The 13,556-nt window shown below is 54.1% G+C and carries 14 protein-coding genes; 9 read left to right on the forward strand and 5 right to left on the reverse strand.

Annotation, left to right across the window (positions count from 1 at the left end):
* From hslU to rraA, 3 genes are all read left to right on the forward strand, one after another.
* The gene (gene hslU / locus ABVN44_RS19915; protein WP_001293360.1) at positions 1 to 1,332 is read left to right on the forward strand and encodes an HslU--HslV peptidase ATPase subunit; all 1,332 of its coding nucleotides are present in this window, start codon (positions 1 to 3) and stop codon (positions 1,330 to 1,332) included.
* 66 nt (positions 1,333 to 1,398) lie between these two features.
* Positions 1,399 to 2,328 (forward strand): 1,4-dihydroxy-2-naphthoate polyprenyltransferase, encoded by a 930-nt coding sequence (menA, locus tag ABVN44_RS19920; protein WP_000139639.1) that lies wholly within the window; start codon positions 1,399 to 1,401, stop codon positions 2,326 to 2,328.
* 92 nt (positions 2,329 to 2,420) lie between these two features.
* The gene (rraA, locus tag ABVN44_RS19925; protein WP_000872918.1) at positions 2,421 to 2,906 is read left to right on the forward strand and encodes a ribonuclease E activity regulator RraA; all 486 of its coding nucleotides are present in this window, start codon (positions 2,421 to 2,423) and stop codon (positions 2,904 to 2,906) included.
* A gap of 221 nt (positions 2,907 to 3,127) precedes the next feature.
* Here the strand turns inward: rraA and zapB are convergent, their stop codons facing one another.
* Positions 3,128 to 3,367: a septal ring assembly protein ZapB gene (gene zapB, locus ABVN44_RS19930; protein WP_000051370.1), complete on the reverse strand. Its 240-nt coding sequence runs from the start codon at positions 3,365 to 3,367 to the stop codon at positions 3,128 to 3,130.
* Between the two features lie 398 nt (positions 3,368 to 3,765).
* Here zapB and ABVN44_RS19935 point away from each other — a divergent pair, with 398 nt between their 5' ends.
* The 4 genes from ABVN44_RS19935 to fpr all read left to right on the forward strand — a co-directional run bounded on the left by ABVN44_RS19935 (position 3,766) and on the right by fpr (position 8,105).
* Positions 3,766 to 4,611: an MIP/aquaporin family protein gene (locus ABVN44_RS19935; RefSeq protein WP_000084285.1), complete on the forward strand. Its 846-nt coding sequence runs from the start codon at positions 3,766 to 3,768 to the stop codon at positions 4,609 to 4,611.
* Between the two features lie 20 nt (positions 4,612 to 4,631).
* On the forward strand, positions 4,632 to 6,140 hold the full coding sequence (glpK, locus tag ABVN44_RS19940) for a glycerol kinase GlpK (protein WP_000136811.1): 1,509 nt from the start codon (positions 4,632 to 4,634) through the stop codon (positions 6,138 to 6,140).
* Between the two features lie 111 nt (positions 6,141 to 6,251).
* The gene (glpX, locus tag ABVN44_RS19945; RefSeq protein WP_023232486.1) at positions 6,252 to 7,262 is read left to right on the forward strand and encodes a class II fructose-bisphosphatase; all 1,011 of its coding nucleotides are present in this window, start codon (positions 6,252 to 6,254) and stop codon (positions 7,260 to 7,262) included.
* A gap of 96 nt (positions 7,263 to 7,358) precedes the next feature.
* On the forward strand, positions 7,359 to 8,105 hold the full coding sequence (gene fpr / locus ABVN44_RS19950) for a ferredoxin--NADP(+) reductase (RefSeq protein ID WP_023232487.1): 747 nt from the start codon (positions 7,359 to 7,361) through the stop codon (positions 8,103 to 8,105).
* 106 nt (positions 8,106 to 8,211) lie between these two features.
* On the opposite strand, the gene ABVN44_RS19955 is transcribed toward fpr, so the two are convergent.
* Complete coding sequence (locus ABVN44_RS19955) at positions 8,212 to 8,640, reverse strand: DUF805 domain-containing protein (protein ID WP_000155239.1); 429 nt, start codon at positions 8,638 to 8,640, stop codon at positions 8,212 to 8,214.
* 100 nt (positions 8,641 to 8,740) lie between these two features.
* Between ABVN44_RS19955 and ABVN44_RS19960 the strand changes: the two genes are divergently transcribed.
* Both ABVN44_RS19960 and tpiA read left to right on the forward strand, forming a co-directional pair.
* Positions 8,741 to 9,337 (forward strand): YiiQ family protein, encoded by a 597-nt coding sequence (locus ABVN44_RS19960; protein ID WP_129339493.1) that lies wholly within the window; start codon positions 8,741 to 8,743, stop codon positions 9,335 to 9,337.
* 112 nt (positions 9,338 to 9,449) lie between these two features.
* A complete protein-coding gene (tpiA, locus tag ABVN44_RS19965; RefSeq protein ID WP_017441865.1) occupies positions 9,450 to 10,217 on the forward strand; it encodes a triose-phosphate isomerase in 768 nt (255 codons plus the stop codon).
* 109 nt (positions 10,218 to 10,326) lie between these two features.
* Here tpiA and ABVN44_RS19970 read toward each other — a convergent pair whose 3' ends face one another.
* The 3 genes from ABVN44_RS19970 to ABVN44_RS19980 all read right to left on the reverse strand — a co-directional run bounded on the left by ABVN44_RS19970 (position 10,327) and on the right by ABVN44_RS19980 (position 13,554).
* Positions 10,327 to 11,631: an SLC13 family permease gene (locus tag ABVN44_RS19970; RefSeq protein WP_023232488.1), complete on the reverse strand. Its 1,305-nt coding sequence runs from the start codon at positions 11,629 to 11,631 to the stop codon at positions 10,327 to 10,329.
* Between the two features lie 97 nt (positions 11,632 to 11,728).
* Positions 11,729 to 12,451 (reverse strand): GntR family transcriptional regulator, encoded by a 723-nt coding sequence (locus ABVN44_RS19975; protein ID WP_001533426.1) that lies wholly within the window; start codon positions 12,449 to 12,451, stop codon positions 11,729 to 11,731.
* A 62-nt stretch (positions 12,452 to 12,513) separates the two neighbouring features.
* Positions 12,514 to 13,554 (reverse strand): ADP-ribosylglycohydrolase family protein, encoded by a 1,041-nt coding sequence (locus ABVN44_RS19980; protein ID WP_023232489.1) that lies wholly within the window; start codon positions 13,552 to 13,554, stop codon positions 12,514 to 12,516.
* Between the last annotated feature and the right edge of the window lie 2 nt (positions 13,555 to 13,556).

Raw genomic sequence — 13,556 nt, forward strand, 5'->3', positions numbered from 1 at the left:
ATGTCTGAAATGACCCCACGCGAAATTGTCAGCGAACTGAACAAACACATTATCGGCCAGGATAACGCAAAGCGTTCCGTGGCGATTGCATTGCGTAACCGCTGGCGTCGTATGCAGCTTGATGAAGAGCTGCGCCACGAAGTAACGCCGAAAAATATTCTGATGATTGGCCCGACCGGCGTCGGTAAAACCGAAATCGCCCGTCGTCTGGCAAAACTCGCCAACGCGCCGTTCATTAAAGTCGAAGCCACCAAATTCACCGAAGTGGGCTATGTCGGGAAAGAAGTGGACTCTATCATCCGCGATCTGACCGATGCCGCAGTGAAAATGGTTCGCGTACAGGCTATCGAGAAAAACCGCTATCGTGCGGAAGAGTTGGCGGAAGAGCGTATTCTCGACGTACTGATCCCACCCGCAAAAAATAACTGGGGCCAGGCCGAACAGCAGCAGGAGCCTTCTGCCGCCCGTCAAACGTTCCGCAAAAAACTGCGCGAAGGCCAGCTCGACGATAAAGAGATCGAGATTAACCTCGCCGCCGCGCCGATGGGCGTAGAGATTATGGCGCCTCCGGGCATGGAAGAGATGACCAGCCAGTTGCAGTCTATGTTCCAGAACCTGGGCGGTCAGAAACAGAAACCGCGTAAGCTGAAAATTAAAGACGCGATGAAACTGTTGGTTGAAGAAGAAGCTGCTAAGCTGGTCAACCCGGAAGAGCTGAAACAGGACGCTATCGACGCGGTTGAACAGCACGGCATCGTGTTTATCGATGAAATTGACAAAATTTGTAAGCGTGGCGAAACCTCCGGCCCGGATGTTTCACGCGAAGGCGTACAGCGCGACTTACTGCCGCTGGTAGAAGGCTGCACGGTTTCGACCAAACACGGGATGGTCAAAACGGATCATATTCTGTTTATCGCCTCTGGCGCGTTCCAGGTGGCGAAGCCGTCTGATCTGATCCCGGAACTGCAGGGCCGTCTGCCGATTCGCGTTGAACTTCAGGCGCTGACCACCAGCGATTTCGAACGCATTTTGACCGAGCCAAACGCCTCCGTCACCGTGCAGTATAAAGCGCTGATGGCAACTGAAGGCGTCAATATCGAGTTCACCGATTCCGGTATTAAACGTATTGCCGAAGCCGCCTGGCAGGTTAACGAAACCACCGAAAACATCGGCGCGCGCCGTCTGCATACCGTACTGGAGCGTCTGATGGAAGAAATTTCCTATAACGCCAGCGATCTGCACGGCCAAAACATCACAATTGATGCGGAATATGTGAGCAAACATCTGGATGCGCTGGTCGCAGATGAAGATCTAAGCCGTTTTATCTTATAATCGCGTCCAATGCATTTTCATCACTGTTGATGGGGCTGAAAAGCCCCATTTTTATTGGCGCTAAATATGACTGAACAACAACAAATTAGCCGCACCCAGGCCTGGCTGGAAAGCTTACGACCCAAAACCTTACCCCTCGCCTTCGCAGCGATTATCGTCGGTACGGCCCTGGCATGGTGGCAAGGCTATTTCGATCCTCTGGTCGCACTGCTGGCCCTTATCACCGCCGGGCTGTTGCAAATTTTATCCAACCTCGCCAACGATTACGGCGACGCTGTCAAAGGCAGTGATAAACCAGATCGCATCGGGCCGCTGCGGGGGATGCAAAAAGGCGTCATCACCCGGCAGGAGATGAAGCGGGCGTTAATCATTACCGTCGTGCTGATCTGTATCTCCGGACTGGCGCTGGTGGCGGTCGCGTGCCATACGTTAACCGATTTTGTCGGCTTCCTGATTTTGGGCGGGCTGTCGATTATCGCCGCCATCACCTACACCGTGGGTAATCGGCCCTACGGCTATATCGGGCTGGGTGATATCTCTGTCCTGGTATTCTTTGGCTGGCTAAGTGTCATGGGGAGCTGGTATCTCCAGGCGCATACGCTGATTCCGGCGCTGATTCTCCCGGCCACCGCCTGCGGTTTACTGGCGACGGCGGTGCTGAATATTAATAACCTGCGCGATATTAATAGCGACAGAGAGAACGGCAAAAACACCCTTGTAGTACGACTGGGCGATGTCAACGCGCGTCGTTATCACGCCTGCCTGTTGCTAGGCGCGCTGCTCTGTCTGGCGCTGTTTAATCTGCTCTCGCTACACAGTCCGTGGGGATGGTTGTTTATTCTGGCCGCGCCATTGCTCATTAAACAAGCGCGCTATGTAATGCGCGAAAGGGAGCCTGCGGCAATGCGCCCGATGCTTGAACGTACCGTTAAAGGCGCGTTGTTAACCAACCTGTTATTTGTGATTGGGATACTCTTAAGTCAGTGGGCCGTTTAACTGACAAATATCAATTAACAATTGATGATTTTGCCAACAGTATACTTAGCGCGATATACTAAAAATTCTCGCAGCAACTGAACGTTAAGCCTATGAAATACGATACTTCCGAGCTTTGTGACATCTATCAGGAAGATGTCAACGTCGTGGAACCGCTGTTCTCTAATTTTGGAGGGCGGTCGTCGTTTGGCGGACAAATCATCACGGTAAAATGTTTCGAGGACAACGGGTTGCTGTACGATCTGCTCGAACAAAATGGCCGTGGTCGGGTTCTGCTGGTCGATGGCGGCGGTTCTGTCCGTCGTGCATTAGTCGATGCGGAGCTGGCGCGTCTGGCCACGCAAAATGAATGGGAAGGGCTGGTTATCTATGGCGCGGTGCGTCAGGTGGACGATCTGGAAGAGCTGGATATCGGCATTCAGGCGATCGCCGCCATTCCGGTTGGCGCCGCAGGTGAAGGCATTGGGGAAAGCGATGTGCGCGTCAATTTCGGCGGCGTGACGTTCTTCTCCGGCGATCATCTCTATGCCGACAACACCGGGATTATCCTTTCCGAAGACCCACTTGATATCGAGTGATCAAAAAAGGCGCCGTAAGGCGCCTTTTTTATGCGTTGTCGCTGATTGCCGGATGGCAGCTTACGCCTTATCCGGCCCACCGGTATCCGCATTCTAAATCCTCTATAGATTTCGCGTCAGGGCAAGGCGGCAAGTAAGTGAATCCCCAGGAGCATAGGCCACTATGTGACTGGGGTGAACGCACGCAGCCAACGCCGCCATAACGTGAAATATGACGAGGATTAGACTTCTTCCATACGACCAAGCAGCGCCTGTAAACGTTCCTGCCAGCCGCTCTGCTGTTCCTTCAGAGAATTATTTTCACGCTCGAGTTCTTCACGCTGATGCTGTGCAGACTGCACTTCCTGCGTCAGGCTGTTGTTCTTTTCTTTCAGCTCTTCAATTTCCATCTGTAACAGGGTGATGGTGTCAATCGCCTGCTGTACTTTTGCTTCCAGTTTCTCAAACACTTCTAAAGACATGATCTTACCTCTCCTGAATTGCAAGGCGACGCTTCACGTAAACGCGCACAATATATAGTGTCGATTGTATGAAGCCCCGCTCTCGCTGTCCAGCGACATACCGCGTAGATCGCGGTTTGCAGCAATTTTCATCCATCTCCTGGTAACATTCATTCAATAACTTAAAAGTGTTAACATATTGGTTAATGAAATGATTCAATTCACTCTCTTCTGCTGTCTCAAAATGCGCCTCATGGCGCGATAACGCTCATTTTATTGACGCAGTACACACATTTTGATTTCGATATTTCTCGTTTTTGCTCGTTAACGATAAATTAACAGTGTGCCTACAGGGCATCGTGGATGTCCATGACTTCCTCGCATACCAATAATCATTACATACTCTTCAGGATCCGATTATGAGTCAAACATCAACCTTAAAAGGCCAGTGCATTGCTGAATTCCTCGGTACCGGGTTGTTGATTTTTTTCGGTGTGGGTTGTGTCGCTGCGCTTAAAGTTGCCGGAGCTACTTTTGGACAGTGGGAAATCAGCGTCATCTGGGGTCTGGGAGTAGCGATGGCTATCTACCTGACGGCAGGTGTTTCTGGCGCACACCTGAACCCGGCAGTGACCATCGCACTCTGGCTATTTGCCTGTTTCGACAAACGTAAAGTTGTTCCTTTTATTATTTCTCAAGTTGCCGGCGCCTTTTGCGCAGCGGCGTTAGTTTACGGGCTTTATTACAATCTTTTTGTGGACTTCGAACAAACCCACCATATCGTCCGTGGCAGCGTTGAAAGTCTCGATCTCGCAGGCATTTTCTCAACTTACCCGAATCCTCATATCAATTTTGTGCAGGCCTTCGCGGTTGAAATGGTGATTACCGCTATTCTGATGGGGCTGATTCTGGCGCTGACCGACGACGGTAACGGCGTACCTCGCGGTCCGCTTGCGCCACTGCTCATTGGTTTACTGATCGCCGTTATCGGTGCCTCTATGGGGCCGTTGACCGGGTTTGCGATGAATCCGGCGCGTGACTTTGGCCCCAAAATGTTCGCCGGGCTTGCCGGTTGGGGTGAAATTGCGTTTACCGGCGGTAGAGACATTCCTTACTTCCTGGTGCCGCTGTTTGGCCCCATCGTCGGCGCCATTCTGGGCGCGTTTGCTTATCGCAAATTTATTGGCCGTCATTTGCCGTGCGATACCTGCGTCGTGGAAGAGAAGGACTCCACCGCGACCACACAACAAAATGCTTCGCTGTAATCTGATTACGGGACAAAATTATGACTGAAAAAAAATATATCGTTGCGCTCGACCAGGGTACCACCAGCTCCCGCGCGGTCGTTATGGATCATGACGCGAATATCGTCAGCGTATCACAGCGTGAATTTGAGCAAATTTATCCTAAGCCAGGCTGGGTAGAACACGACCCGATGGAAATTTGGGCGTCCCAAAGCTCAACGCTGGTAGAAGTGCTGGCTAAGGCCGATATCAGTTCCGATCAGATTGCCGCTATCGGTATCACCAACCAACGTGAAACCGCAATCGTCTGGGAACGTGAAACCGGCAAACCGATATACAACGCTATTGTCTGGCAGTGTCGTCGTACCGCCGATATTTGCGAACAGCTTAAACGCGACGGCATGGAAGATTACATCCGCGACAATACCGGTCTGGTCGTCGACCCGTACTTCTCTGGCACTAAAGTGAAATGGATCCTTGACCATGTGGAAGGTTCGCGCGAACGCGCGAAGCGTGGCGAGCTGCTGTTCGGTACGGTGGATACCTGGCTTATCTGGAAGATGACGCAGGGCCGCGTCCACGTTACGGATTACACCAACGCCTCACGAACCATGCTGTTCAACATCCATGATTTGGACTGGGACGATAAGATGCTGGACGTGCTGGATATCCCACGCGCGATGCTGCCCCAGGTACGTAAGTCCTCCGAAGTCTACGGCCAGACCAATATTGGCGGTAAAGGCGGTACACGTATTCCTATCGCCGGGATTGCCGGGGATCAGCAGGCCGCGCTATTCGGTCAACTGTGCGTAAAGGAAGGAATGGCAAAGAATACCTACGGCACCGGCTGCTTTATGCTGATGAACACCGGTGAGAAAGCGGTAAAATCGGAAAACGGCCTGCTGACCACCATCGCCTGCGGCCCAAGCGGCGAAGTCAACTATGCGCTGGAAGGCGCGGTGTTTATGGCGGGAGCGTCCATTCAATGGCTGCGTGATGAAATGAAGCTCATCAGCGACGCGTTCGACTCCGAATATTTCGCCACGAAAGTGAAAGATACCAACGGTGTCTACGTGGTTCCAGCCTTCACCGGTCTGGGCGCGCCGTACTGGGATCCGTATGCCCGCGGCGCCATTTTTGGCCTGACCCGCGGCGTGAACTCTAATCACATTATCCGCGCGACGCTCGAATCCATCGCTTACCAGACCCGCGACGTACTGGAAGCGATGCAGGCCGACTCCGGCATCCGCCTGCACGCTCTGCGTGTGGACGGCGGCGCAGTGGCCAACAACTTCCTGATGCAGTTCCAGTCAGATATTCTCGGCACGCGGGTGGAACGCCCGGAAGTGCGCGAAGTGACCGCGCTGGGCGCCGCCTATCTGGCTGGTCTGGCCGTCGGTTACTGGCAGAACCTGGACGAGCTGCAGGAAAAAGCCGTCATTGAGCGAGAATTCCGCCCCGGTATTGAAACCACCGAGCGTAACTACCGTTACAGCGGCTGGAAGAAAGCGGTTAAACGCGCAATGGCGTGGGAAGATCACGACAAGTAAGGTCGCCATCCGGCAAAATCTTTGTGCGGGGGCAACTCCGCACACACATCAATTATTCCCTCCTTCCCCTGTGCTACACTGCGCGCCACTCCTTTTTGCTACGAGTTTGTTATGAGACGAGAACTTGCCATCGAATTTTCCCGTGTGACCGAAGCGGCGGCGCTGGCTGGCTACAAATGGCTGGGACGCGGCGATAAAAATACCGCGGACGGCGCGGCGGTCAACGCCATGCGTATCATGCTCAACCAGGTCAACATTGACGGCACCATCGTGATTGGCGAAGGCGAAATCGACGAGGCCCCGATGCTCTATATCGGCGAGAAAGTCGGTACCGGCCACGGCGATGCGGTAGATATCGCCGTCGATCCGATTGAGGGCACGCGCATGACGGCGATGGGTCAGGCGAACGCGCTGGCGGTGCTGGCGGTCGGCGATAAAGGCTGTTTCCTGAATGCGCCCGATATGTATATGGAAAAACTGATTGTCGGTCCGGGCGCCAAAGGGGCGATCGATCTCAATCTGCCGCTGGCGGATAACCTGCGCAACATCGCGGATGCGCTGGGTAAACCGCTTGGCGATCTGACCGTGACCATTCTGGCAAAACCGCGTCATGACGAGGTCATCGAAGAGATGGCCAAACTGGGCGTACGCGTGTTTGCCATTCCTGACGGCGACGTCGCGGCCTCAATTCTGACCTGTATGCCGGATAGCGAAGTCGACGTGCTGTACGGGATTGGCGGCGCACCAGAAGGCGTAGTATCCGCAGCGGTGATCCGCGCGCTGGACGGCGATATGCAGGGGCGTCTGCTGGCGCGCCATGATGTGAAAGGCGACAGCGAAGAAAACCGCCGCATTGGCGAACAGGAACTGGCGCGCTGCAAAGCAATGGGCATTGAAGCGGGCAAGGCGTTATGCCTGGGCGATATGGCGCGTAGCGATAACGTTATTTTCTCCGCGACCGGCATCACGAAAGGCGATCTGCTGGAAGGAATTAGCCGAAAAGGCCATATCGCCACGACGGAAACGCTGCTGATCCGCGGCAAATCACGCACCATCCGCCGTATTCAGTCGATCCACTATCTTGATCGTAAAGATCCGGATGTACAGGCGCATATCCTCTAGCGCATTTGTTAGTTAGAGCCTTCCAGCCTCGCGGGGCTGGAAATCTTTCTCCTGACGAACGAAGATAAGGTTAGCGATTCAGAACAGGAGAAAACCATGGCCGATTGGGTAACAGGTAAAGTCACTAAGGTGCAAAACTGGACTGACGCACTGTTCAGCCTGACCGTTCACGCCCCCATTAATCCTTTTACTGCAGGCCAATTTACCAAACTCGGACTGGAGATCGATGGCGAGCGCGTTCAGCGCGCGTATTCCTATGTCAATGCGCCTGACAATCCGAATTTAGAGTTTTATCTGGTGACGGTGCCGCAAGGAAAGCTCAGCCCGCGGCTGGCGGCGCTAAAACCTGGCGATGAGGTGCAAGTGGTCAGCGACGCGTCGGGTTTCTTTGTACTGGATGAAGTGCCTGACTGCGAGACGCTATGGATGCTGGCGACCGGAACCGCTATTGGCCCGTATTTGTCTATTCTGCAATATGGCCAGGATATCGCGCGCTTTAAAAATCTGGTCTTGGTCCACGCCGCACGCTTCGCCGCCGATTTAAGCTATCTGCCGCTAATGCTGGAACTGCAACAGCGTTATGAAGGCAAGCTGCGCATCCAAACGGTGGTCAGCCGGGAGAGCGTGCCAGGCTCGCTTACCGGACGCGTGCCAGCGCTCATTGAAAACGGCGAGCTGGAAAAAGCCGTTGGATTACCGATGGATAAAGAGACCAGCCACGTCATGCTGTGCGGGAACCCGCAGATGGTGCGCGATACGCAGCAACTGCTGAAAGAGACCCGACAGATGACTAAACATCTGCGCCGCCGACCGGGGCAGATGACGGCTGAACATTACTGGTGATGTTTTACCGAATGGCGGCTGGGGCTTATCCGGCCTGCAAATCATCACCAATCTGTAGGCCCGGTAAGCGTCAGCGCCACCGGGCAAATTACGGTTTACCGCCCGTTTACGGTTCTGCTTTAAACTTCACGCCCTGTGTCGCTTTCCCAAACTTATTTTCCCCCTGAACACCGACAAACGCGCCCAGATCGATAAGCATCATCACCAGGATCAGCGTCGGAATAAATCGCCCGACGACCCACTGCCACATCCCCGGCAGCATCACCCAGTTTCCGGCCAGCAGCATCCACGCCAGAATCATCAGCAACGCCCACGCGCCGGAGCGTCCCCGGTCATGCAGACGTTTGACCATGACAGCGGCGGTCGGCCACAGCAGGCACACCAGGCAAAATGCCGCCGTTTGGATATCAAGCAGATTTTTCCCCGCCAGCGAAAATAGCGCCAGCATCCCGGCAAACCAGAGGCCGATCCAAATCCAGAAATCACGGCGTCCGATACGCCCTTTAAATGAGAATAACCATTGCTGTATGGTCATGTAAGTTCCTTATATTTTGCCTTCCGCTACAGTTTACCCTTTTGACAAGCCCGACAGTTATCGTTTTAATCGTGAGCAGTCCTAACGAAAGGTAAGATTGATGAAGCCAGTATGTACTCTGTTTTTACTGTTGTTTTCTGCTCTCACCGCCAGCATAACGGCGCACGCGCAGCTCTCTTCATCGACCACGACAGCGCCCTATTTGCTGGCGGGCTCGCCAACCTTTGATCTTTCTATTAGCCAGTTTCGTGAGAACTTTAACCACCAGAATCCCGATCTGCCGCTCAATGAATTTCGCGCCATTGAGAATAGCCGCGATAAGGCGAATCTGACCCGCGCCGCCAGTAAGATTAACGAAAATCTGTATGCCTCCACGGCGCTGGAGCGCGGTACGCTCAAAGTGAAAAGTATGCAGATTACCTGGCTGCCCATTCAGGGGCCGGAACAGAAAGCGGCGAAAGCGAAAGCGCTGGAATATATGGCCGCCATTATTCGCACTGTCGCCCCGTTGCTGACAAAAGAGCAAAGCCAGAAAAAACTGCAAAAGATGCTTATCGCCGGTAAAGGCAAACACTATTACGCCGAGACCGAAGGCGCGGTACGTTATGTTGTCGCAGATAACGGCGAAAAGGGGCTGACCTTCGCGGTTGAACCGATTAAGCTGGCGTTATCTGAAAATCTGGAAGGGGCGAATTGATGACAAAAAGCAAAGCCTTTCCGGGGATGAATCTCTATACTGTTTCACAGACCATGCTGCTCTGACGAGCGGCCATCTTCCTTAATTCGCTGACTAAGCGTGGAGAAATGAAATGCGACATCCTTTAGTGATGGGTAACTGGAAACTGAACGGCAGCCGCCACATGGTAAACGAACTGGTGGCTAACCTGCGTAAAGAACTGACGGGCGTAGCAGGCTGCGATGTGGCAATCGCTCCGCCGGAAATGTATATCGATCTGGCGAAACGCGCTGCTGCCGGTAGCCACATTATGCTGGGCGCGCAGAACGTTGATCTGAACCTGTCTGGCGCATTCACCGGTGAAACTTCGGCTGAAATGCTGAAGGATATCGGTGCACAGTACATTATTATCGGCCACTCCGAGCGTCGTACTTATCACAAAGAATCTGACGAGCTGATCGCCAAAAAATTCGCCGTACTGAAAGAACAAGGTCTGACGCCGGTACTGTGCATCGGTGAAACCGAAGCGGAAAACGAAGCGGGCAAAACAGAAGAAGTGTGTGCACGCCAGATCGACGCGGTACTGAAAACGCAGGGCGCGGCAGCCTTTGAAGGCGCGGTTATCGCTTACGAACCCGTATGGGCGATCGGTACCGGTAAATCTGCAACTCCTGCGCAGGCTCAGGCAGTGCACAAATTCATCCGTGACCACATTGCTAAAGCTGACGCGAAAATCGCTGAACAGGTTATTATCCAGTACGGCGGTTCTGTTAATGCGTCCAACGCAGCCGAACTGTTCGCGCAGCCGGACATCGACGGCGCACTGGTAGGCGGCGCTTCTCTGAAAGCTGACGCCTTCGCCGTGATCGTGAAAGCAGCAGAAGCTGCTAAAAAAGCGTAATTCGCTTTAGCGGGTCTTTCCCCGGTCGCGCTTCGCAACCGGGGTTATCGCCTGGTAGCCCGGACAGGTGCGTAGCACCGCCTCCGGGAAAATCCCCAAGCGGAACAGGCTACAGTTTCCCCAACGCCTGATACCACAGGTAGTCCAGCGGCAGCAGAATCAAATAGCTCACCACCGCTAGCGCGATACATAACAGCATTCCCGCCCGCGCAGGAACTTTCCCTAGTCCCATCGCCACCACAATCGGTGACGCCTGATACGGCAGCAGTGGCGTGGAATACCCCAGTACTTGAATCATGATCGCGCTCAATAGTGGAAAACCGGTAGCATCGGAAAAGCTCTGCGCGAAGGTGGTATACAGCGCCGGTACGCCATTAGCGGTCATAATAAAGTTCAGCGCGCTGGTAATTCCGGTCAGCGCGAGGAAGCTGGTAAACGGACTCTCTTTATCCAGCGGCATAATATGCAGCAGCGCATTTCCCACGACGCTGCCAATACCCGTGTGAGTGACGGTGATCGCCAGCCCCAGAATCCCGGCGACGTAAATACAGGTACGGATATTCACGCCGCTGGAAAACTCGTCGCCGTTGATAAAACCAACGCGCGGCAGAAGCGTTATCACCGCCGCCGCCAGCCCCGTCCAGGCTGGCCCCACGCCGTGCCAGCTTTCAGTCACCCAGAGCGTCAACACCACCGCCAGCAGCCATGCCAGGCGCTTCTCATCATGGCTCATCGGCGGCAGCGGCGTCATGTCGCGCGGCGGATGCGGTTTACCGGGAAACAGCCAGCATATCAGCGCAATCAGTACCGCCCCTTTTAGCCAACCGAGCACCGGCGTATGCAGAAGTAAATAAGGTACATAATTCAGATGGATGCCGTATGAACCTTCCGCCGCGCCGCTCATCACCAGATTCGGGACGTTAGCAGGCAAAATGGTGGCCGACAGCTGGAAAGTACCGAATCCCACCGCCAGCGCCAGCCCATACCAACCGCGTGTGCCATCCTCAATCCCCGCGCGTTTCGCCATGGCCGCCACAATCGGCATCAGCAGCGCAATGCGCCCCATATTTGAAGGCATAACAAAGGCCAGGGCATAGCTGAGCAGCACCACGCTGCCAACCATCAGCGGCCATGAGTCGGTGAGCCGCGACGAAAGCACCCGCGCCGCCCTGTCCGCCAGCCCGGTTTTGCGAATCGCGATCCCCAGCACAAAGCCGCTGAACACCAGCCAGAAGGCCGATGAAGCAAAGCCGCCGAAGATAACCTCCGGCGGCGCGATTTTGGCGATCATCGCCACAGCAAAAAACAGCAGTGCGATCATAAACTCCGGCAGTAGCGAAGTCCCCCACAGAAGGATAGTAACGCCAACGATGATGGAGGGGAGGAACAGAGGATGGGACAACCAGAGCGACATACCTGTCTCCTGACGATTTTTTCAGCAAGAATACGACGGACAGTCAGGCAGGTAAACGCCAGATATGGTGGGGTTATCGCAGGATTAAGTGGACAGATCAGTGATAATGAATTTCACCAAAGTATTCAGACAGCACGTAATAGCGGCAATACTCAAAAGGGTTGTCTTGTCCGGCCTGAAACGTCTGTCTGGCAACGGATAGCAGCGGTTTATTGGCGGCGATTTGCAATTTTTCGCACAGGTCAGCGGAAGGTAAAATCGCCTCAACTTTTTCTATCGCCGAGTCGCTTGTGACGTTTAATAACGAATAGAGCGACGTATGCTCCAGCGCCTGCGGCGTCAGTTCCAGGCCGGGAAAGAAGCTGAGATCGAGATATATTTTCTCATGGTTAAATGGGCGGTTATTCAGGCAACGAATACGCGAAATATAGAGATAGTGATGCTGTGCGGGCAGGCTCAAGCCGTCTGCCTGAGCGTCGCGCGCGCGGCGCGGCGCGATTTCCAGAATACGGTTCTCAATCGCCACGCTGGCGTCCTGGAGATCGCGGGTAATACCGCGAAACGTGTGCCCGTAGCTCACTCCTTCCGGTACCGAGCACACCACCGAACCACTCCCGCGCTGCGACGAAATAATGCCCGCATTGATTAATTCGCTCCAGGCCTGTTTAACCACAATCAGCGAGACGTTGTAGGCTCTGGCAATCTCTTTTTGCGTCGGCAGCTGGCTGCCTAAAGGCAGGGATCCATTTTGGATCTGCTGACAGATGATAAAAAATAGTTGCTTATAAAGCGGAGTAAAGCTCGTTTTATCAACCTGCAAGCTGCGCACCTCACGTCTTCGCCAGCAGGGGACGTTTTACCGTCCCCGGCAGGGTGAATTCGCTACCCTGCGATTTGCCTGGCCAGTTCTGCCAAATCGAAATGATTCATACGATCCAAAGTCGTTAAATAATCGGCGGGAAAAGCCTCCACGCCATGGAATGCGCCGGAAATCGCCCCGACCATGGTGGCGACAGTATCAGTATCATTGCCGATATTAACGCCGGAGATAATAGCATCTACGGCAGAATTCGGACAACACGCGAACAGGCCAAAGGCCGCCGGCACCGCTTCACTCACGTGCAGTCCGGAGCCAATAATATCAGCAAGTTCCACCACCGCCGTTTCCCAATGGCGATGACGTTTACCGATATCTACGGCCAGTTCAATGCGTCGGGCAACGGAAGGCCCGGCGACCATCATCGCCCCTTGCTCCTGCGCCAGCAGATAGCCTCTTTGCGCACCGTAAATACCGGCAGCAATAATGCTGTCTGCATTAGTCTGCGCTCTTAACGCCTCGCTGGTTGCCGCCGCCATCGCCGCCGCACCGGACATTGCCAGCACGTTATTATGGGTAAAGCGGCAAATCTGTAGCGCGCATTCAATCGCCGCGTCGATATCGCCAGGATGCAGCACCGCCGCTGGCCAAATCTTCATAGCCGCGCCGTTGGTGGCTTCGGCATTACCCTTATTAATGATCTGTACCGATTGTTTTTCGCCTTCCAGCTCGCCCTGCAAAGAGGCGCGATTATCATTAAATATCGCTTTCATTGCCGCACGCGTCGTCGGACCGGTAAAGTTGGCGTAGAAAGGATAATCCAGCCACTGCTGGAAAGCTTCGCGCATCGCTTCGTCGCTGACCTGGCGTTGATGGCGCAGCAGCGCGTCCATAATGTACTTAGCCTGAATAAAATCATCCGTGCACATACCTGCTTCATTGCAGCGGCCAAACGTGTCCGCAGGCGGTTTTTGAAAGGTCGTCACCCAGCCGCCAAAATAGTCTTTTATCTGCTGCTGGGTGCGTACTTCCGTCGCGGCTCCCATCGCGTCCGCGGCGGCGGCGCCAACCAGGCATCCCAGTATTTTGTTTTGATCAACGTGCATGA

Origin of the sequence: Salmonella sp. SJTUF15570 (genome assembly GCF_043357055.1) — a bacterium.
In the GTDB taxonomy this organism is placed as follows: domain Bacteria; phylum Pseudomonadota; class Gammaproteobacteria; order Enterobacterales; family Enterobacteriaceae; genus Salmonella; species Salmonella enterica.